This is a genomic window from Flavobacterium sp. NPDC079362, assembly GCF_050267765.1.
Classification (GTDB): domain Bacteria; phylum Bacteroidota; class Bacteroidia; order Flavobacteriales; family Flavobacteriaceae; genus Flavobacterium; species Flavobacterium azizsancarii.
Window position 1 is genome coordinate 14,519 of sequence record NZ_JBNNFM010000045.1, and the last position, 19,362, is coordinate 33,880.

The window sequence follows — 19,362 nt, forward strand, 5'->3', positions numbered from 1 at the left end:
TTTTAGTAACCCGGATTTTGTTTTAGTCCTTTGTTAGCATCTAAAGCAGATGTTGGAATTGGGAACAACTTTCGGTAAGCAGGAGATACCGGTCTGAATTCGTTTGCCAATAAAAATTTGTCAAAACGAATCATATCTTGTCTTCTGTGACCTTCCCAATTTAATTCGAATCCCCTTTCGTTATAAATATCATCAAGAGTTGGGTTTGAAGCCAATGCATCTAAACCGGCACGTTGCCTGATCTGATCTATAAAAGGTTTTGCAGCACCAGGATTCCCTAAACGGGCATTACATTCGGCCATCATTAAAATTACGTCAGCATATCTAAAAATTGGGAAGTCATTTGAAGCTCCTCCGCCACTTTTTGCTCCTGCAGGATAAAATTTAATATTACGAACTCCCGCCTGAGGATCAGCTCCCGGATTGTCAAGAGAAGCTACCTCAAGTGTATAATTGTATCCTCCAGGTTGTTCGCCTACTAAAAATTGTTGTCTTCTAATATCGTTTAAGGCATATTTCAGGAAAAAATCCTTAGGTACAATAGTTCCGTTCCAACCCGCCATTCCAAATAAAGCAGTACCATGCGGACCATATACGCTACGAACGGCATAGATATTACGGGAAACGATATCTAAAGTTGCATAAATAGGTAAAATGGTTTCATCCTCAGGAAGTACATCTCCAAATAATTCATAATATTTATTTCCTAACGGGCTAGAAGCATTTGCTGCTCCGGAATGTAGTGTAAAACCACCTTCGCTAACTTTGTTACAAGCCGCTAAACATTCGTTCCATTTTGCTTCTCCGGTATAAACCTGTGCGTTCAAATATACTTTTGCCAATAAAGTATAACCCGCCCATTTATTGAATCTTCCGTAATAGTTTCCTCCTCTTGTTCCGGAAAGCTGCTCTACGTTCTCGGTTAATTCTTTTACAATAAAGCTGTAAATTTCTTTACGGCTTGATTGCGGAATTTTATCTACTGTAATATTATTATCAGTAAAAAATGGAACATCACCAAAATCATCAATCAATAAATAATAAAAGAAAGCACGTAATACTTTTGCTTCAGCAATTTTTGAAGCTTCGGCATTTGATTTTTCTAATAACTGAACTGCTAAATTTGCATTGAAAACGGACTTGTACAACCAGTTCCAGGTATTATTAATGATAAAATCTGTTGGCAGCCATTCGTGTTTGTGCAAACGGGCAAAATCTTGTTGCCAGTCTCCGGTATTTCTATGCGGAATCACTTGTTCATCAGATGACATACAGTTCATGTCATACCAGCCATTATCAGCTCCTGCGTAACCTACGCCGGGTATATTGTTACGTTGAAAGTCACCCGGAATTTCGGCATAAACACTTGCAAGGGCAATATTGGCTCCTTCAGGGGTGCCATAAAATTCGTCAGCCGGATATTTGTCGTACACATTTTCGCTAATGTCTGAACATCCAAAAAGGGCAAGGAAACAAACGCTTCCTGCTATTAGTATATTTTTAATTTTCATCTCTTTTACTATTTAAATTTTACAGTCAGACCAAATGCAACACTTCTTGTACGAGGGTAAATTCCTCTGTCACCACCAAAGTTGTCTTCAGTTTTACCACTTCCGCTAATATTCAATTCCGGATCAAGACCTGAGTAATCAGTAATCAGTAATAAATTGTTTCCTGTAAGTGAAAGTCGGATAGAGTCTACATATTTATCTGTAAAACGGAACGTATATCCTGCAGTAACATTTTCTAAACGTACAAATGAACCATCTTCTAACCATAAGTCAGATCCATACGGAGACGAGTGAATTCCCTTATCAACTGCACTTTCTAAAACATTCGATTTACCCGTGTTCTCCAGCATGCTTAAGTTTTGATTCAGTGCGTTGTAGATCTTATTTCCTCCTGAACCTCTTACTAACACAGAAGCATCGAAGTTTCTGTACCTGTAAGAAGGGTTAAATGCAAAAGTATAAGTTGGTAATGCTGAACCTGCGTAGTAACGATCCGGACTTTTAACACCCTGATCAATAACACCATTTCCGTCACGATCCTTTACTGTTTCAACACCATTGTCATTTTTGCCGGTATGTTCTAAGATATAAAATGCACCAACTGGTTTTCCTTGTACTAAATAAGAGTTTGCCGCTCCCCAGCCTACATAATCTGTGTTTAAAGGAATGCCATTAATACTGCCACTTAAATTAAGTACCTCATTTTTCATGAGTGATACATTTCCGGCTAATGTTAGTGTGCTGTTCTCTGTTTTAATAACATCATAGGCAAGAGCAATCTCCAGACCTTTGTTTGAAATGCTTCCTACGTTTGCTTTTATTTGATTATAAGGATAAGGAGGTTGAGGTACGGTATAATCAAACAATAAGTTTTCGGTTTTAGAATCATAAACATCTACACTACCTCTTAGTCTATTGTCTAAAAGGGCGAAATCAAGACCAATATTGGTTTGTTTTTTTGTTTCCCATTTCAAATCAGCATTTGCATTTTGAGTAATGTTGAAATTCGTAATAGGCATTCCTCCAAAATAAGTAGTTCCTGCACTTCCTACTAACGATAATGAAGTTTGTGGATAAAGACCTTGCTGATTACCGGTTTCTCCGTATCCTACACGTAATTTTAGTTCACTAAATAAAGTTTGAGTTGCCATGAATGACTCTTTATTAATTTGCCATGCCACAGATGCTGACGGGAAATTTCCCCATTTGTTGTTGGCACCAAATACAGATGAACCGTCTCGTCTGATACTTGCTGTAAGTAAATAACGATCTAGTAAAGAGTAGTTTAATCTTCCTAAATACGAAACTAAAGTTCTGTCGTTTTTATAAGAAGAAATATCAGAAGATTGTACTTTCGAAAAATCTCCAAATTGTAATGCGTTGTAAGTAGTTTTATCGTTTATAAAACCTCTTGCCTGAGCATAATTTCCCTGATAAGCCTGACTTTGCCACTCGTATAATGCCAATGCATTGAAAGTGTGAATCCCGAAAGTTCTTTTATAATTAAGGCTTATATTGGTTAATTTTTCGTTTTGTCTTTCATTTTTAATATTAGCATATCCTTTTTGATCTACTGCAAGTGCGTCTGTTGATGCTGCAGGCATGAAATATCCAATAGTGGTATTTGTTTTTCTCCAGCTTCCAAACCAGTTTGCAGAAAAACCTTTACCTAAATCCAATTCAGCTTTTAAACTTCCAAATAAATTATCACTTTGTCTCTCATTCGTAGCGGTCTGAGCAACTGCATAAGGATTTAAATACTGAAATACAGTTGGATCTGTATAATAGGTTCCGTTCGTATTAAAAACAGGATCAGTTGGTCTTGCCAATAATGAATTGGTGATCAGGTTTGATTTATAAGAAACAGTTCCTACCTCGCCAATACTATTGGTTACATTATTTACTCCTGTGTTTAAATTAAAAGTTAGTTTTAATTTGTCATCAAGAGCCAATTGCGTAGCCTGAATACGGCCAATATATTTTTGGTTACTGGAATTAATTACCACTCCGTCTTGCAAAATCGCTGTTAGAGAAGCTCTGTAATTAAATTTATCAGTTCCGCCGCCAAAAGAAAGCGTGTGCGTTTGGGTAATTCCGGTTTGTGTCAAAAGATTGTACCAATCAGTATTTGAACCGTGGTTTGCAGAAGCCGGAACACCCACACTTTGAGCAGTTGCCCACCATTGGTTGGCATCTAGCATATCGAGTTTTTTGGGGATAAAATCGATAGAAGTAGAGCCTATATATTCCATGGTTGTTTTTCCTGCTTTATTCTTTTTTGTTGTTATAATGATCACACCGGGTGCACCTCTGGAACCGTAAACAGCCGTAGCCGAAGCATCTTTAAGAACATCAATACTTTCAATTTCGCTTGGAGGAACCTGATTTAACAAATCCATGTTTCCCTGAATTCCATCTACGACTACCAAAGGATCATTTCCTCCAATTAAAGAAGAGATACCACGAATACGAACGCTTGGTCCTGAACCTGGCTCACTACCAATCTGAGTAATGTTTACACCGGCAGCTTTTCCTGCAATCAATTGTAAAGGGTTTACGATCGCACCCTGATTCATATCTTTAGCAGCAATTGAAGAAACGGCTCCCGTTACATCTTTTCTGGCCGTAGAACCATATCCTACAACCACAATTTCCTGTAAATCTGTGGCATCAGGAACGAGTTGAATGTTGATAACGCTTTGGCTGGCCACTACCTTTTTTTCTTTATAACCAACAAAAGACACGATAATTACAGAAGCACTGCTTTCAACAGTAAGTTTGTATTTCCCGTCAAAATCAGTCACCATTCCGTTTTTTGTTCCTTCTTCGTTAACTGAGGCTCCCGGTAAAGGCAGGCCATTTTCATCAGTAATGATTCCGGTAACAGTTTGTTTTTGATAAGGAATGCTTTGTGTTTTCAGTTCTGGCTTTTTTAAGATAATCTGAGTGTCCCGAACTTTAAACTCTGTTGGAGTTCCCTTAAAGAGTTTGTCTAAAACAATATTGATATTTTGGTCCTTTACAGAAATAGAAATAACACGATCAAGATCAATGTCACTTAGTTTGTAAATAAACCTGAAATCCGTTTTTTGTTCAATGGTCTCAATAACCTTTTCGATTGTTGAATTGTTCAATTCAAGGGTTACTTTTGTTTTTTGAGCATAAGTATTCCCTCTGATATTAAACATGGCGACCAAAATAAGTAGTGTAGTTAATTTCAATTTTAGGTCATTTTGGAACACTCGGTATAGAAACCCAGTATTCTTTGATTTTTTTTTCATAATTTTGTTAATTGATTGTAGTTAATTCGTTATATTCAATCACTTAGTAAATCGGAAATTGTTCGTAGCTCTTTCCGATTTTTTTATTCCTGTACTTTTATTCTTTCATGTTTTTTCATTGGTTTTAGTGGTTATTTAATTAGTATTTGATTGTTTTTTATGGTGTAATTAATGCCATGGATGTCATCAAAATAGCTCATTACTTTCTCGATTGATTCATCGCTGAAACTTGCATTGAATTTTTCATTCGCCAGTTTTTCATTTTTGTTGATAATAGTAACATTATAGCGTCGTTCTAATTTTGTGATGATATTTTTGAATGTCATATTTCTAAAAGTCAGGCCGCCGTTGATCCATGAAGTATAAATATCAGTGATGACAGGTTTGGTAGAGATAAGAGCATTTTCTCTGTTGAAGCTTCCTTTGAAGCCAGGTTTTAAGATCGTGTTTTTAGCAGCATCGAATTCTTCGTTTGAGCGATACATTCCAACAGATCCTTCGACTAAAACAACATCTGTTACAGCATCTTCTGGATAATTAGAAACATTAAAATGAGTTCCAAGAACACGTACATTCAAGGCGTCAGCATTTACAATAAAAGGATGCTTTGCGTCTTTTGCAACATCAAAAAAAGCTTCACCATCGAGAAAAACCTGTCTGTTTTCTCCTGCTATAAATTTTACAGGATATCTTAAAGTAGTCCCTGCATTTAAGTGCACCAATGTTCCGTCTGATAATTCTAGTTTGAATTTTTTACCGTAAGGAATTTTAATAGTGTTATAAGTTGTTTTCTCTAAATCAGAATTGTTATCGTAAACGATTTTATCTCCGTCTTGGTTTCCAACGATATTTCCGTCCGCATCTCTTACTTCAACTTTATTGTTTTCAGATATGATCTGAACTTTTCCATCTTCTAATTGCAAGACAATATCAGTGCTTTTAAAGTCGAATTTAGTTTCTTTTTTAGTCGTGAAAGCACCTTTTTGATAAGCAAGACCAATTCCTAGTAAAACAACAACAGAAGCGGCAATCGAAATGTATTTTCTGAAATTTGATTTTTGAGGCGCAATTTCTATTACAGTTTCATTTTCTTGTGAAGTTGCTAAAATAGAGTCAAAAATAGAGTTTGCAGTTTGCTGATCCATTTTTGGCATTTCGGTAAGTAGATTTTGAATATCTTCTACCGAAGGAAAATCATCAGTAAGTTTATTTTTTTTATAATACGCAATTACCTCGTTTGTTTCTTCGGGTGTACATTGGTTCAAAACAAACTTTTGTAAAAGGCCGTGCATTTCAGAATTTGAATTCATTACGAATTGATTTTAGGTCTGGGTTTTATATAATACAGTTGAAAACAAGTTGAGTACTACTCTAACATTGTAAATTTTTAAATTTTAACATTTATGAGCCTGATTATTGTAGTAGTAAAACTCGGTAAGTGCTGATTTTGTTGAGTTTATTGATGAAAATTAGTTTTAAAATTATTTTTATTTTTTGATGATAAATGAGGTGCTTTCATTTCGAGGAACAAGGAACTTCCGCAACGTGACTAAACCCGACAGGTTTAAAGAACCTGTCGGGTTTGGCATTCACCTTCAGTTTTGTCATCTCGACCAGAGGGAGAGATCACACTAGAAACTCGACAACAATTGGCTTTTCTTTGACTAAACTCGACAGGTTTTAGAAACCTGTCTGGTTTGGCATTCACCTTCAGTTTGTCATCTCGACCAGAGGGAGAGATCACACTAGAAACTCGACAACAATTTGCCTGTCTTTGACTAAACCCGACAGGTTTTAGAAACCTGTCTGGTTTGGCATTCACCTTCCGTTTTGTCATCTCGACCAGAGGGAGAGATCACACTGGAAACTCGACGACAATTGGCTTTTCTTTGCGGATTTCTCTCTGGTCGGGAGGACAATATTTTCGAAATTTCGAGTTAAAAAGATTGAGTGCTATACAAACGTTGTTCTCGACTCCGCTCGAACTGACAGAAAGAAAGCATCTTTGCAAAAGTTTTCGCGGTTAAGCAAAAAAAATCACCCGGGAAGAGTGATTTTAATGGTTAAAATGGTTTTTTGGTTTAGATAATTTCATCATGAACCTGAAAAAAGACTCGCATTGATTCTAATGCTTTACTCATTTGGTTCCTGACTGTATTGATAGAGATGCCGAGTTCCTGACTTATTTCTTCGTAACTCATTCCCTTCTTTCGGGACATCTTAAAAATTTGCTTTCGTTTTGGAGGCAGTTGGCTCATAGCTTGTTTTCTAAGCTTTTTGCAATCTGCTTCCCGAATAGAGTAATCACCATATTCATGAGATTTCTGACTTTCATAAAAAATCTCTTCTTTTAGCAATGCATCATTTGCCGCTTTATTCAAAAAATTAAAGGCCTGATTTCTGGCAATGGTAAAAATGTACGCTTTAAAAGATTGTTCCAGGTTTAAGTTTTCACGATGCAGCCAAACTTTCATAAAAACATCCTGAACATTTTCTTCAGCCGCTTCTTTTGATTTTAACAAACTGATGCTATAACCGTAAATATCCTGATGGTATAAATCAAAAAGTTGACGAAATGCTTTTTCGTTGCCATTTTTGAGTTCACTCACCAATAATTTTTCGCTATGGTTGTTTGCTTCTGACATTAATTTAATTAGTCCGTATTTAAATCTAATTATATTATGATACTATCAAAATTGGTACTCTGATTTCTTGACTGGTTAGCAAATATATAAAAATATTATTCGCAACAAATATTATTAAAAAAAACTTAATTCTATTTTTTTTAATAAATTTTATGTAAGATAGTACCAAAGGTCTTGGGAAATGGCGTGTTGTTAAGCTAGTTTATTTCTAACTTATATTTTAAAAATAAATCATTCAGGTGTTGATTTGTTGAGAATATTCTTATTGGAGATTATGACGAAGGTCGATTTTATAATTGAAAACAAAAAAAATCCTTTTATCTTTCTTTTGCAGAAATGATAAAAGGATTGTATAATATTAAGAATTGATATTGATTCTTTGTAGCATTATATAAGTAGAATTAGTTTTTCAAGTCTTTAATTACTTTAAAAGCTACATCAACCTGATCTTCTCCAACTAAAATAGTAAACTCGTTAGAAGTCGAAATTACCTCGTTTATGATAATTCCTTCCCACGCCAAACGTTGAAAAATGAAATAGTAAATTCCGGGAACAACGATATTTTCTTTTGGTAATTTTACTGTAATTGAAGCCAGATTATCTAATTTCTGAATTAGTTTTTCACGTATAAAATGCTTCTCAACTAAATGATTTACGCTGCTGCTCACCACGATATTAGTTTCATTTACGCCACGGGATGAGGTATAAAAAATATCAGATAAAGCGTTAATATCAGAAATTAAATCAGCTTGTTTGTTTAAAACAGTTTCAGAAGCTGCAAAAGTGTAATCTGTCAATTCAGATCGAACTGTAATCTCGCCAATATTCTTAATTACTTTATTGATTTTATGGTTCAGCTTAAAGTCTAATTCTTCTGTGAGTCGTTTCAATGACATTACAACAGCACCTTGTTTCACTTCTTTGCCAAATTCACTTTCCAATTCGGTCATAATGTTCCGGGAAAGCGACGTCAGGTTGATGATTCCAAGCGATAGCGCATTTAATAAAAAAGGTTTTGTTTTGATGTAATTTTCGACGATTGAAGAAACAGTTTTCATAGCTTTTTTTCTTTTTTTTTGTAACTTGATTGTGTTGGTTTAGTTAATAGGGGTGTTATAAATCTGCGCAAATATAAATAAAAAAACAATTTGTTACAAATATAACAATAGAAAATTATGTTAAAAGTGATAAAAAGCATCTGTAAGATGTTCAATAGCAAATGATTCGTTGTTTTTGTGAATGGCGATGATGTCAAATCTTACATCAAAATCTATTTCCCTATCGTTTATGTAGGCATTTACTGCTTTAACAAGTAGCTGAATTTTTTTTGGTTTGACAAAATCCTGTGGTAAACCAAAATCCAGACTCGATCTGGTTTTAACTTCAATAATAGCCAAAATGGATTCTTTTTGGGCAATAATATCAATCTCAGCCTTTTGAAAAGTCCAGTTTCTATCCAAAATTGTATAACCGTCTTTCTGAAGAAATTCTACAGCTAGTTCTTCGCCTTTTTTCCCCAAGTCATTATGTTCAGCCATTCTTTTAGTTGTGAGTTTTAAATTATCATTTGTGAGTTGAGTTGGCGCGCAAAGACACAAAGTCGCAAAGAATTAAATAAAACTTTGCGACTTTGCGTCTTTGAGATTTTTATGTGGTATTTTAATTCTTCTTAATTTGAAGAAAACGGGAAATTATTATTTCTGAAAAGAAACAGTACTTCCTGACGAATTAACATCAATAGAAATTGTGCTTCCCATAATAAGAGCTCTATTGTCCTGAATATGACCAGCAGGAAAATTAAAAATTACAGGAATATTGTATTTTTTAGTAACGTCATCGACGATTTCAACTGCATTTTTCCCCCACGGAACTTCGTTGTCTTTCATTTTGGTCATGCCCCCAACGATGATTCCTTTTAGGTTTTCGATACAACCATTACGTCTAAGATTCATCATCATACGATCGATATGATATAAATATTCATCCAGATCTTCGATAAATAAAATTTTATCCTTGCAATCTATAGCCGATGGTGAACCTAACAAACTGTATAAAATAGATAAATTTCCGCCCACTAATTCGCCGGTTGCTTTCCCAAAACGGTTCATTTTGTCCGGAGCAATAGTATAAGATAACGGTTCGCCCAATAAGCTTGATTTCATTGAACTAATGGCGGCTGGAGTAGCACGCGGTATCGTCACAGGCATTACACCATGAATCGATTTATAGCCCATAGTGTTCAAATGATTGTGTAAGACAGTAACATCACTAAAACCAATAATCCATTTTGGGTGTTGCTTAAACTTAGTAAAGTCCAGAAGATCAATCATTCGTACGGTTCCATATCCACCACGAACACACCAAATAGCTTTAATATTAGGATTATCTAATTGATGCTGAAAATCAGCAGCACGTTGTTCATCCGTTCCTGCCAGTTGATTAAAGTCAAGTCCAATTGTGGTTCCAACAACAGCCTCCAAACCCCAGCTGTGCAACAAATCGATTGTTGGTTTAAGATTGTCTTCGATATTTTTTCTCGCAGTGGCTAAAATAGCGACAGTATCTCCTTTTTGTAAATAAGGTGGTGTTATCATGTTTTGTTGGGATTGACAGTTGAATGATTGTAGAGCAAAAATAAGAAATAGGAACTTACAAAAAGAAAAGTGTTTTTTGAAGTTTTGAAGTTGGCTCGCTTTCATGTTTTTTGCTTATTCATTATTAATGATAAACAAATATAGAGATTTTAAAAAATAAAATAATTAGAAAAATCTTACAAATATATTAATTTGCTTAAATTGAACTTTTTAAAATAGTAAAGTTTATGCAGTTCATTAGAGTTCAGTTTTATTTTGTTGCACTTCTTTTTGTGTCAATCCTGCAAGCGCAGTCTAAAAAGTACACCATTCATACAGTAGCTTTTTATAATTTCGAGAATCTTTTTGATACTATAAATGATCCAACAACACACGATGATGAATGGACGCCAGATGGAGCACAACATTGGACAAAGGAAAAGTACGAACAGAAATTAAAGAACCTTTCCCGAGTTTTATCAGAGATAGGAACTCCTGAGAATCCTAATGCGCCAACATTAATTGGAGGTTCTGAAATAGAAAACCGCGGCGTTCTGGAGGACTTGGTCAAAGAACCAAAATTGCAAAAACTTGATTATGGAATCATTCATTTTGATTCGCCGGACAAACGTGGAATCGATGTGGCATTATTATATCAAAAGAAATATTTTAAACCAACTTCGTATTCTAATATTCCTTTATATCTCTATAAAAATAATGCAATTGTAAAAGAGGAGAAAAAAGAAGAAATAGATGATGATCTCGAAATTAAAACAGAGAATAAAAATAGGATTTTTACAAGAGATCAGCTTTTGATTACTGGATTTCTCGAAGACGAAGAGATACATATTATAGTCAATCACTGGCCATCGAGATCAGGAGGCGAAAAGAAAAGCAGTCCGTTTCGTGAAGCAGCTGGAAATTTAAACAGAAGAATTATCGATTCGCTTCAACGCATAAATCCAAATGCCAAAGTGATTACAATGGGAGATTTAAATGATGGTCCGTTTAACCGAACTGTCAAAGTAGCTCTGGGCGCAAAGGCAAAAAAGAGTGAAGTTCCTGAATTTGGAGTTTTTAATCCGTTTGAAGAAATGGCAAATAAAGGTATGGGAACGATTGCCTTTAGGGATTCCTGGGATATTTTCGACCAGATTATAATTACTGAATCTCTTATACAACCCGATTTCTCTAGCTTTAAATATTGGAAAGCAGGCATTTTCAATAAGCCTTTTCTTGTTCAGACTTCAGGACAATATAAAGGATATCCATTACGGCACAGTTTAACCGAAGTTGGTTTTAGCGATCATTTTCCAGTTTATATTTATTTGATAAAAGAAAAGCAATTGTAGAGGCGCACAGCAGTGCTTCTAACTCAAAGTTTGTAAAAGCAACTGAGACGCACTGCTGTGCGCCTTTACAAGAAACTTTTTCCTTAACTTAGCGTCATAGAAACCCAGTACCACTAAAAATGTCAATAGCAAAACCCTTCAACCTGAATAAATGGATCGATGAAAACCGTCATTTACTAAAACCACCAGTTGGAAATAAAAACCTTTACGTAGATTCCGGCGATTATATCGTGATGATTGTAGCGGGGCCAAATGCCCGTAAAGACTATCATTACAACGAAACCGAAGAGCTTTTTTACCAACTCGAAGGAAGCATAAAAGTCGTAATTCAGGAAGATGGCGAACGTAAAGAAATGGAACTTAATGCCGGAGATATGTATCTGCATCCTGCTAAAATCCCACATTCTCCAGTTCGTTCCCAAGGCTCAATAGGTTTGGTAATCGAGCGCAAACGCGCCGGAAAAGGATATACAGACGGATTGCTTTGGCATTGCGACAATTGCAATCATAAACTCTATGAAGTATTTTTTGAATTGCATAATATCGAAAAAGATTTCCTGCCACATTTCGAACATTTCTATAATTCAGAGGAATTGAGAACTTGTGATAATTGCGGAACTGTAATGGAATCTGATCCTAGATTTGTAGCGAAGAAGTAGTAGATTGATTCAGCATATCCTAACAGGTTTTTAAAACCTGTTAGGTATTATATTATATTATATTATATTAGAATAAAGTTTTAGAATAGAACTTATGCGGAGTTTTATTTTTTGGGAGCTATTTCCCGCTATCCGTTCCAATCTTTTGTGCCGAACACCGGCACAAAAGGATTTCCACTTCTATCAGGGCTAAGGCATCAATGTAAATAGAACTTATATTATAATTTGAGAAATCATATAGAAAGAATTTTAATAGATTAAAACATGAAAGATATTATTGTAAATAATCCCAATGAAGAAGATTTTTTGAAGGAATTAAAGGCAGATATAGAACAGGGTAAACGTGATTTTGAAAATGGGGATTATATAACTCATGAAGAAATGCTGGAGGAGTTGAGAAGTAAAAAGATTATTTAAGAGACTAAAAAAAATATTTTTGTTATTTCAACAATTTTTTGTCATTTCGACCGAAGGGAGAAATCACACGCGGGATACACACTGTTGAGGAGCTACTTTATGTGATTTCTCCCTTCGGTCGAAATTGACAAAATTACGGTTATGAGTTCTTTAGAAAAAAATCCGAGAGAATAATTGATTTTGCAACAACGTATTTGACCCATTCAAACGAATGAAAATCCGTTTAATCTGTGCAATCTGTGGCTAATTAGTCAGATTTACAACTCAAATCTTTTCCCTTGCTCCGGATATATAATCTTCAATCCAAGATCGTTTTGCTTTTGCAATTGTTCTTTAAGTTTGATAATATTTTTGGTTGGTGGTTTCAAGTGTGTAACAATAATATTGAAACCTTTCAAAGTTCCTTTTCCTGATAAATCTTCTAACGTGTGAAGTTCCTTCATCAAATAATTTGGCGTTAAATGTCCAAACAAAAATTGATCAGGTTGTTCATTTGGGAACGAAACTTCAATAAAAATTCCTTTTAATTGTTTGCTTTTTACAAGAGGAGCAATCGCTGTCCAGAGCGATTTTAGTTTATCACTTTTTTCTACAGCGTCAGGTCCCGTATCTCCTAAATAAAGCACATACGATTCTCCATTTTTAATTAGCAATGCAGTACTTTCAAACGGATTCACATGACTTAACGGGAAGGCTTTCGCCGTCATGGTTGTATTCGTAATTGGAGTTTCTTCGCCAATATTTAAAGTCTGAAAATGATATTTTTTCAATGGAGTTCCGGGACCTTTATCTCCAAAGTTAGCCCAGGTTTCATCATTAAAATAATGATTTTCCATCATCTCCATACATTTTTCAGTGGCATAAACCGTCTTCGAAGAATCTGCAGGAGAGTTAATAATCAATCCCGAAACATGATCTAAATGCGCGTGCGAAATAAAATATCCTTTGATATACTTTCTTAAAACTTCGCTTGTCGAAACTTTAAAAACTTTGTTTTCAATTGCTTTTTCGATTCCGGCATTTATCGTTCCCGCATCCAAAGCAATGAAATCATTCGTGTTTGTTGGGGCAACTAAATAAGCCGAAAGATTTTTTTCGTCGATTCCGCCTTTTATTCCCAACGGAACAACCTGAAACGAAGCTTTTTGATCTTTTTGAGAAAATGCATTTACAGAAATTAAAACGAAACAAATCAAAAGGCGATTGAAAACAGACATATTTAAATAATTTTGTGGCTACAAATTTCATCAATTAAGCCGAATAAATTGCTGTATCTTCTTCTAATTGCTATTAATTAACCCTAAATTTACTTTCAACTATAAAAGAATATAAATATGAAGCAGTTCTTTTTGGTCTTAGTATTGGGTTTAATTACTTCAAACGCTTATTGTTGTGATTGTGCTGAGAAACCTTCGACTGAAAAAAACTGGGAAATTGCCAATCAGGTTTTTATTGGCAAAGTAGTTAAAGTAGATAGTTTACTTTATGGTACTTATGGAGAAAAGGTGTATTCATTTACATTTAAAATAAAGAAGACATTTAAAGAAGACGTTTATCCAAATAGAGAGTATAGAACAATATTGTATGTAGATACTGCGGCTTGTGATTTTGTTTTTAGTACTGGACATGAATATTTAATTTATACTAAAGGAGATGACAAGTGCTCAGTTGCTCTCTTTGTTCAAGAACAGATTTAGTAGAGAATGTAGCAAAAAGCGAGTTACTTATTTTAAATGAATTGCATCAGAGTTATATAAAAAACCGTGGCGAAATAAGAATTATTAAGTTTCAAAATAATATTGAATATCAAATAGATTTAGTTAAAAATTCTTTCGAAGAAAGTTTAAAAAGAAAGATTTTAATAATCTATACGTTATCAGTTGTAGTTGTTCTTTTTCTCATAATAATTTTGATTTTACTAATCAGAAGAAAAAAACGAATGAATTGATGTAAGATTCATTATTATAATTTGTGGCTTAATTCAATTTGAAACAATATCTTTACATATAAATATAACAATTTTAACTAAAAAAGTTACAATGACAACAATAGCATCGCAATTTGGAATGAATGAGGCTCTGGAAAAATTGGGCATTAAATTGATCAATGAAGGAACATCAACAGGAATTGAAAACTTTTCTACAGGAGAAGTTTTAGATAGTTTTTCTCCGGTTGACGGAAAATTAATTGCTTCGGTAAAAATGTCAACACCTCAGGATTACGAAAAAGTAATGCAGGCAGCAACAGAAGCTTTCAAAACTTTCCGTTTGATTCCTGCCCCACAACGTGGAGAAATTGTTCGTCAGTTTGGGCAAAAGTTACGTGAGAACAAGGAAGCTCTTGGTAAATTGGTTTCTTACGAAATGGGAAAATCATTGCAGGAAGGTTATGGTGAAGTTCAGGAAATGATTGATATCTGTGATTTTGCAGTTGGTTTATCGCGTCAGCTTCACGGATTAACTATGCATTCTGAAAGACCCGGACACCGTATGTACGAACAATATCATTCTTTGGGAGTGGTCGGGATTATTTCGGCATTCAATTTCCCGGTGGCAGTTTGGTCCTGGAATACTGCTTTAGCGTGGATTTCGGGAGACGTTTGCGTTTGGAAACCTTCTGAAAAAACACCTCTTTGCGGAATTGCTTGTCAAAATATTATCGCACAGGTTATTAAAGAAAATAATTTGCCAGAAGGAATTTCTTGTTTGATTAATGGAGATTATCAAATAGGAGAATTGATGACAGCTGATACCCGTATTCCGTTAATTTCTGCTACAGGTTCAACCCGAATGGGAAAAATCGTTGCACAGGCTGTTGCGGGACGTTTAGGAAAATCATTATTAGAACTTGGAGGGAATAATGCTATTATCGTTACTCCGGATGCTGATATTAAAATGACCGTCATTGGCGCTGTTTTTGGAGCAGTAGGAACTGCTGGACAACGTTGTACATCTACACGTCGTTTAATCATTCACGAAAGTATTTATGATAAAGTAAAAGACGCTTTAGTAGCGGCTTATAAGCAATTAAGAATTGGAAATCCGCTTGATGAAAACAATCACGTTGGACCGCTAATTGATACGCATGCTGTCGAAATGTACGCTGTTGCATTGAACAAAGTAGTTGCCGAAGGCGGTAAAATTCTTGTGGAAGGTGTAGTGCTTTCCGGTGAAGGTTACGAAAGTGGCTGCTATGTAAAACCAGCAATAGCTGAAGCTCAAAACTCATTTGCTATTGTACAGCACGAAACATTTGCTCCGGTTTTATACTTAATTAAATATTCTGGCGATGTTGATAATGCTATCGAAATTCAAAATGGAGTAGGACAAGGATTATCATCAGCTATTATGACGAATAATTTGCGTGAAGCCGAAAGATTTTTATCTGTTACAGGTTCTGATTGTGGAATTGCAAACGTAAACATCGGAACTTCAGGAGCTGAAATTGGTGGTGCTTTTGGTGGCGAAAAAGAAACCGGCGGAGGACGTGAATCAGGATCTGATGCCTGGAAAATTTATATGCGCCGTCAGACCAATACAATCAACTATACGACTAGTTTGCCTTTGGCACAAGGGATCAAATTTGATTTGTAAAATTTGATTTTAAATTTTGATATAAAAAAGGCTTCCAATTTTTTGGAAGCCTTTTACTATAGATAGGAGTTTATTTCTTTAAAATTGTTTGGTTAAATGAACCGTTACTAGTATTTACTTTTACTAGATAAGTACCTGGAATCAGTTGAGTGAGGTCGATGCTTTCTATATCTTTTCCTGTACTCTTAACTAATATCCCCGAGATATTATAGACTAAAATCTGTTCTACTTTTTGTATTGAATTTGATAAGTATAAAGTATTAGTCACAGGATTTGGATATAGAACTGTTTTTTGCGTTTCAGTTACTTCTTCGCTCTGGGCTGCTTGTGCAGATTGGGCCATTCTCGATGTATTGCTACCATATTTTGTACTTATATAAAACAAATTGGCAACAGATCCTTTGGTAATGGTGTGCGAGCCAGAAGCAATTGAAGCTGTAACTATTCCTGCAGTAGCGGTGTAGGAAACATTGTCTACCTTAACTGTTCCTGTAAAATTAGAATCAAATACTAAAGTCAATGTCGAAGCAGCTGTCGTTGTATAGGTAATTGATGTACTTGATTCGATTTTTAAACGTTCGGTTAAAGTTAATCCTGCATACGTTACAGATCCGGCAGAAGAATTCATGCTTCCCGTAATACTATAAAATGTACTCGTTTTTCCGGAAGTTGTAAAATTATGATTCTGATCTGTACCAGGATTATTTGTTGCAACTGTAATTGTACCTGATCCTGTAGCTGCTGTTCCAGTTCCTATTGTAGCAACAGAATAAGATACTGTAGCAGTTGGAGTTCCAGTAATCGTTATCGTTTTTGCCGAAGTATTTTTTACAAAACTAATTCCTGATGCAGGTAATCCTGTTACTGTTGCATCTGTAGCACTGCCTCCCCAAGTAAAAACGATTGAGCTTATTGCAGTTCCGCTTGCTACTGTCTGACTGTTGTTTGAAGTAGAGTTAAGTGTTTGACCGCTTGCTGGCGGAGTGCCTTCACCCTGAACAGCAACTAATGTTCCAGTATAATTCGTAAGTGCAGATTTTAATGCTGCAATAACAAGAGAAGACTTATCGTCAATACTATTATCAAATGTCCATTTTAAATCTCCTCCGGAAACGCGTCCTGCATATTGAGTTGTTTTTGTTTTGGCAACAGCAGGCTGGTCTATCACTAAATTTTTTACATATAAGGCAACGTTGGTGTCGAAGTTATTATAGGTGTTTGCTCCGGATTTAGATTTAACATTACTGCTCACAACCTCGGCTCTTGAAGTTGCTACATAAGCATCAAAATCTGTTGTAGAGCTAATCTTTCCTGAAATATTGTATAAAGGATTTGTATCGCCATAGGCTACAAAACGCATGCTGTTTGTCGCAATATCGGCATCAAAAGTATTGTTGAAAGCTTTTATAGTTCCTCCTGCTTCACCTGAAAAAGTTCCCATTGTTCCGGGATTGTTTACCTGGTTAGTTTGATCCCAAATATCAGTTCCTTGTAAAGAAGTCATCATTGGGTTTTTGCTATTGCGGAAATAATTTCCTTCTACAAAAAGAGAAGATCCCATCGTTGATCCTGCGCCATATTTTGCAACACCATCATAATAATTATTGTAAACATGTGCAGAATAATAACGAACACGAGGATGGCGCGAATCTGAATGATCAAACCAGTTGTGATGATACGTAATATATAAACCGGTTGTTGTTCCTTCGCTCAATCCCAAAAGACTTGCTTTGCCATTATCCCAAAAATGGTTGTACGATAATGTGATATAAGTCGATGATTTATTATCCAGTGCACCATCTCCTTTTATCTGATCGGCATCGCTGCCGGCGTTTCCATAGAACAAATCACAGTTATGTACCCAAATATGATCATTGTCCTGTTGCATTCCAACATTATCTCCGGCAGTACTATCGCAATTCATAAAACCTAGATTGCTTACTTCAATGTTTGAAGCCGATTTAAGGCGTACTCCCCATCCATTAGCAACGGCATCTGTTCCAACTCCTTCAATAGTAATATAGCTAGAGGCATTATTAGAGTTTTCAATGACGATATCTCCACCTTCCATTACGGTCATATCGGTAATATTCCCGATTAGGCGTATGATAAACGGACGAGTATCTTTTCCTTTTTTTATGGCATAAAGAATATTTTGCAAACCAACACACGGATTAGAACTTGCACCTGTTATGTCCATCGATATTGTGTTCTTGGTATTTGGTGTAATGTAGAGAATTACGGCACCAGTTTTTGGGGTTCCATCTGCATTATAACCACCAGGAACTCTGCCTCCATCAAAAGCAAACCCATTACGGTCTTGGGCTAAAACATTTAAATTGCTTGTGGTAGATCCTGATCCTTCAGTTCCTGAGATAACAGGTTTTACTTTGATGGTATAGGCTCCAGCTTTAAGACCCGGAACATCAGCTCTGTAGTAAGAACCGTAGCTTCTGATAAGTTGGTCGTCTATTTTTTTGTCAACCAAACCATTTCCTGTGTAATAAACATTGTACGATTGTGCGTTGCTAACAGGTTGCCATTTTACAAAGGCTGATTCTAGCCATCCTGATGCTTCATTAATTGTTACTTGCTGTGCCCATATTTGCGAACAAAGAAGCAGACAAGTCATAATAAGTAGGTTTTTTTTCATAATTGTGGTTTTTTTAGTTAATAAAGTTTTTTGTGGTTTTTTGTATATCGAAATCAATTGGTTAATTTGTAATCGATTGCATAAAAATAAGTTTAATTTCTTAAATATGTAATAAAATTCACTATTAAAAATTAAAATAGTAATTTTTTGCGCTATAAAATGGTTATTATGTAATAAATTACACTAAATGCAATTTATTACATAATGGGTTTAGAGTGCGCCAAGTATTATTTTTGTTGTATTTTGTAAAGCAGAGAAGAATTAAATTCTTTGATAATAAGATCAAATTTGTGATTTATACTTATTTTAATTATCAAATCAAAAAAGAAAGAAAAAAGCCACTTTTAAAGCAGTCGACTTATAACGTTTGTATTCATAATTTACTTTTTGGTTAAAAAAAATGTCCATTATGCATACTAAAAAAGAGGAAAACTTTTATGAATAGATTGATTGTTTAGAGAAATAAATAAATGGAAAATAGAAGTAGGGGTTGTTTAGAAAAGACGTTGACAATTGGTTTTTATTTCAAACGGTATAAAGTTTAGGAAATAAATGACCATAAAAAAAGCCCTTTTGATTTTTTGAGGGCACTGAAAAACATCCCTTATTTTTGATCAGGTTTATTTTTTAGACAATAAAAAACGCTTATAACAGGATTTAAAAATATCCGTTATAAGC

General features: G+C 35.0%; 14 protein-coding genes. 5 read left to right on the top strand and 9 right to left on the bottom strand.

Features of this window, described 5'->3' with window-relative positions; translation table 11 throughout:
* Nucleotides 1–2: 2 nt before the first annotated feature.
* From ACQKCJ_RS22560 to ACQKCJ_RS22590, 7 genes are all read right to left on the bottom strand, one after another.
* Nucleotides 3–1,511 carry a RagB/SusD family nutrient uptake outer membrane protein gene (locus ACQKCJ_RS22560; RefSeq protein ID WP_271338169.1) on the bottom strand — a complete coding sequence of 503 codons (1,509 nt, stop codon included), beginning with the start codon at nucleotides 1,509–1,511 and terminating at the stop codon, nucleotides 3–5.
* An 8-nt stretch (nucleotides 1,512–1,519) separates the two neighbouring features.
* Nucleotides 1,520–4,732: a TonB-dependent receptor gene (locus ACQKCJ_RS22565; RefSeq protein ID WP_271338168.1), complete on the bottom strand. Its 3,213-nt coding sequence runs from the start codon at nucleotides 4,730–4,732 to the stop codon at nucleotides 1,520–1,522.
* 191 nt (nucleotides 4,733–4,923) lie between these two features.
* On the bottom strand, nucleotides 4,924–6,102 hold the full coding sequence (locus tag ACQKCJ_RS22570) for a FecR family protein (RefSeq protein WP_271338166.1): 1,179 nt from the start codon (nucleotides 6,100–6,102) through the stop codon (nucleotides 4,924–4,926).
* A 771-nt stretch (nucleotides 6,103–6,873) separates the two neighbouring features.
* A complete protein-coding gene (locus tag ACQKCJ_RS22575) occupies nucleotides 6,874–7,437 on the bottom strand; it encodes an RNA polymerase sigma factor (RefSeq protein ID WP_271338164.1) in 564 nt (187 codons plus the stop codon).
* A gap of 401 nt (nucleotides 7,438–7,838) precedes the next feature.
* The gene (locus tag ACQKCJ_RS22580) at nucleotides 7,839–8,495 is read right to left on the bottom strand and encodes an aspartate kinase (RefSeq protein WP_041516777.1); all 657 of its coding nucleotides are present in this window, start codon (nucleotides 8,493–8,495) and stop codon (nucleotides 7,839–7,841) included.
* Nucleotides 8,496–8,615: 120 nt separating this feature from the next.
* Nucleotides 8,616–8,975 (bottom strand): YraN family protein, encoded by a 360-nt coding sequence (locus tag ACQKCJ_RS22585; RefSeq protein ID WP_271338162.1) that lies wholly within the window; start codon nucleotides 8,973–8,975, stop codon nucleotides 8,616–8,618.
* A gap of 156 nt (nucleotides 8,976–9,131) precedes the next feature.
* Nucleotides 9,132–10,031, bottom strand: coding sequence for a S66 peptidase family protein (locus ACQKCJ_RS22590; RefSeq protein WP_271338160.1), 900 nt, complete (start codon nucleotides 10,029–10,031; stop codon nucleotides 9,132–9,134).
* A gap of 227 nt (nucleotides 10,032–10,258) precedes the next feature.
* Here ACQKCJ_RS22590 and ACQKCJ_RS22595 point away from each other — a divergent pair, with 227 nt between their 5' ends.
* From ACQKCJ_RS22595 to ACQKCJ_RS22605, 3 genes are all read left to right on the top strand, one after another.
* On the top strand, nucleotides 10,259–11,362 hold the full coding sequence (locus ACQKCJ_RS22595) for an endonuclease/exonuclease/phosphatase family protein (protein ID WP_271338159.1): 1,104 nt from the start codon (nucleotides 10,259–10,261) through the stop codon (nucleotides 11,360–11,362).
* 119 nt (nucleotides 11,363–11,481) lie between these two features.
* Nucleotides 11,482–12,021, top strand: coding sequence for a 3-hydroxyanthranilate 3,4-dioxygenase (locus ACQKCJ_RS22600; protein WP_271338157.1), 540 nt, complete (start codon nucleotides 11,482–11,484; stop codon nucleotides 12,019–12,021).
* 264 nt (nucleotides 12,022–12,285) lie between these two features.
* Nucleotides 12,286–12,438 (top strand): hypothetical protein, encoded by a 153-nt coding sequence (locus tag ACQKCJ_RS22605; RefSeq protein WP_271338155.1) that lies wholly within the window; start codon nucleotides 12,286–12,288, stop codon nucleotides 12,436–12,438.
* A 257-nt stretch (nucleotides 12,439–12,695) separates the two neighbouring features.
* On the opposite strand, the gene ACQKCJ_RS22610 is transcribed toward ACQKCJ_RS22605, so the two are convergent.
* Nucleotides 12,696–13,655: an MBL fold metallo-hydrolase gene (locus ACQKCJ_RS22610; protein WP_427402982.1), complete on the bottom strand. Its 960-nt coding sequence runs from the start codon at nucleotides 13,653–13,655 to the stop codon at nucleotides 12,696–12,698.
* A 117-nt stretch (nucleotides 13,656–13,772) separates the two neighbouring features.
* On the opposite strand from ACQKCJ_RS22610, the gene ACQKCJ_RS22615 reads away from it, so the two are divergent.
* Entirely contained in the window at nucleotides 13,773–14,135 is a 363-nt protein-coding gene (locus ACQKCJ_RS22615; protein ID WP_427402983.1) for a hypothetical protein, read from the top strand.
* A 342-nt stretch (nucleotides 14,136–14,477) separates the two neighbouring features.
* Nucleotides 14,478–16,031: an L-piperidine-6-carboxylate dehydrogenase gene (amaB, locus tag ACQKCJ_RS22620; protein WP_427402984.1), complete on the top strand. Its 1,554-nt coding sequence runs from the start codon at nucleotides 14,478–14,480 to the stop codon at nucleotides 16,029–16,031.
* Nucleotides 16,032–16,101: 70 nt separating this feature from the next.
* Here the strand turns inward: amaB and ACQKCJ_RS22625 are convergent, their stop codons facing one another.
* On the bottom strand, nucleotides 16,102–18,684 hold the full coding sequence (locus tag ACQKCJ_RS22625) for a T9SS type A sorting domain-containing protein (protein WP_427402985.1): 2,583 nt from the start codon (nucleotides 18,682–18,684) through the stop codon (nucleotides 16,102–16,104).
* Nucleotides 18,685–19,362: the final 678 nt, after the last annotated feature.

Bases quoted from the DNA above. Each gene is read 5' to 3' on its own strand.
- ACQKCJ_RS22560 (WP_271338169.1), bottom strand. From the start codon at position 1,511: ATGAAAATTAAAAATATACTAATAGCAGGAAGCGTTTGTTTCCTTGCC.
- ACQKCJ_RS22570 (WP_271338166.1), bottom strand. From the start codon at position 6,102: ATGAATTCAAATTCTGAAATGCACGGCCTTTTACAAAAGTTTGTTTTG.
- ACQKCJ_RS22575 (WP_271338164.1), bottom strand. From the start codon at position 7,437: ATGTCAGAAGCAAACAACCATAGCGAAAAATTATTGGTGAGTGAACTC.
- ACQKCJ_RS22580 (WP_041516777.1), bottom strand. From the start codon at position 8,495: ATGAAAACTGTTTCTTCAATCGTCGAAAATTACATCAAAACAAAACCT.
- ACQKCJ_RS22585 (WP_271338162.1), bottom strand. From the start codon at position 8,975: ATGGCTGAACATAATGACTTGGGGAAAAAAGGCGAAGAACTAGCTGTA.
- ACQKCJ_RS22590 (WP_271338160.1), bottom strand. From the start codon at position 10,031: ATGATAACACCACCTTATTTACAAAAAGGAGATACTGTCGCTATTTTA.
- ACQKCJ_RS22595 (WP_271338159.1), top strand. From the start codon at position 10,259: ATGCAGTTCATTAGAGTTCAGTTTTATTTTGTTGCACTTCTTTTTGTG.
- ACQKCJ_RS22600 (WP_271338157.1), top strand. From the start codon at position 11,482: ATGTCAATAGCAAAACCCTTCAACCTGAATAAATGGATCGATGAAAAC.
- ACQKCJ_RS22605 (WP_271338155.1), top strand. From the start codon at position 12,286: ATGAAAGATATTATTGTAAATAATCCCAATGAAGAAGATTTTTTGAAG.
- ACQKCJ_RS22610 (WP_427402982.1), bottom strand. From the start codon at position 13,655: ATGTCTGTTTTCAATCGCCTTTTGATTTGTTTCGTTTTAATTTCTGTA.
- ACQKCJ_RS22615 (WP_427402983.1), top strand. From the start codon at position 13,773: ATGAAGCAGTTCTTTTTGGTCTTAGTATTGGGTTTAATTACTTCAAAC.
- amaB (WP_427402984.1), top strand. From the start codon at position 14,478: ATGACAACAATAGCATCGCAATTTGGAATGAATGAGGCTCTGGAAAAA.
- ACQKCJ_RS22625 (WP_427402985.1), bottom strand. From the start codon at position 18,684: ATGAAAAAAAACCTACTTATTATGACTTGTCTGCTTCTTTGTTCGCAA.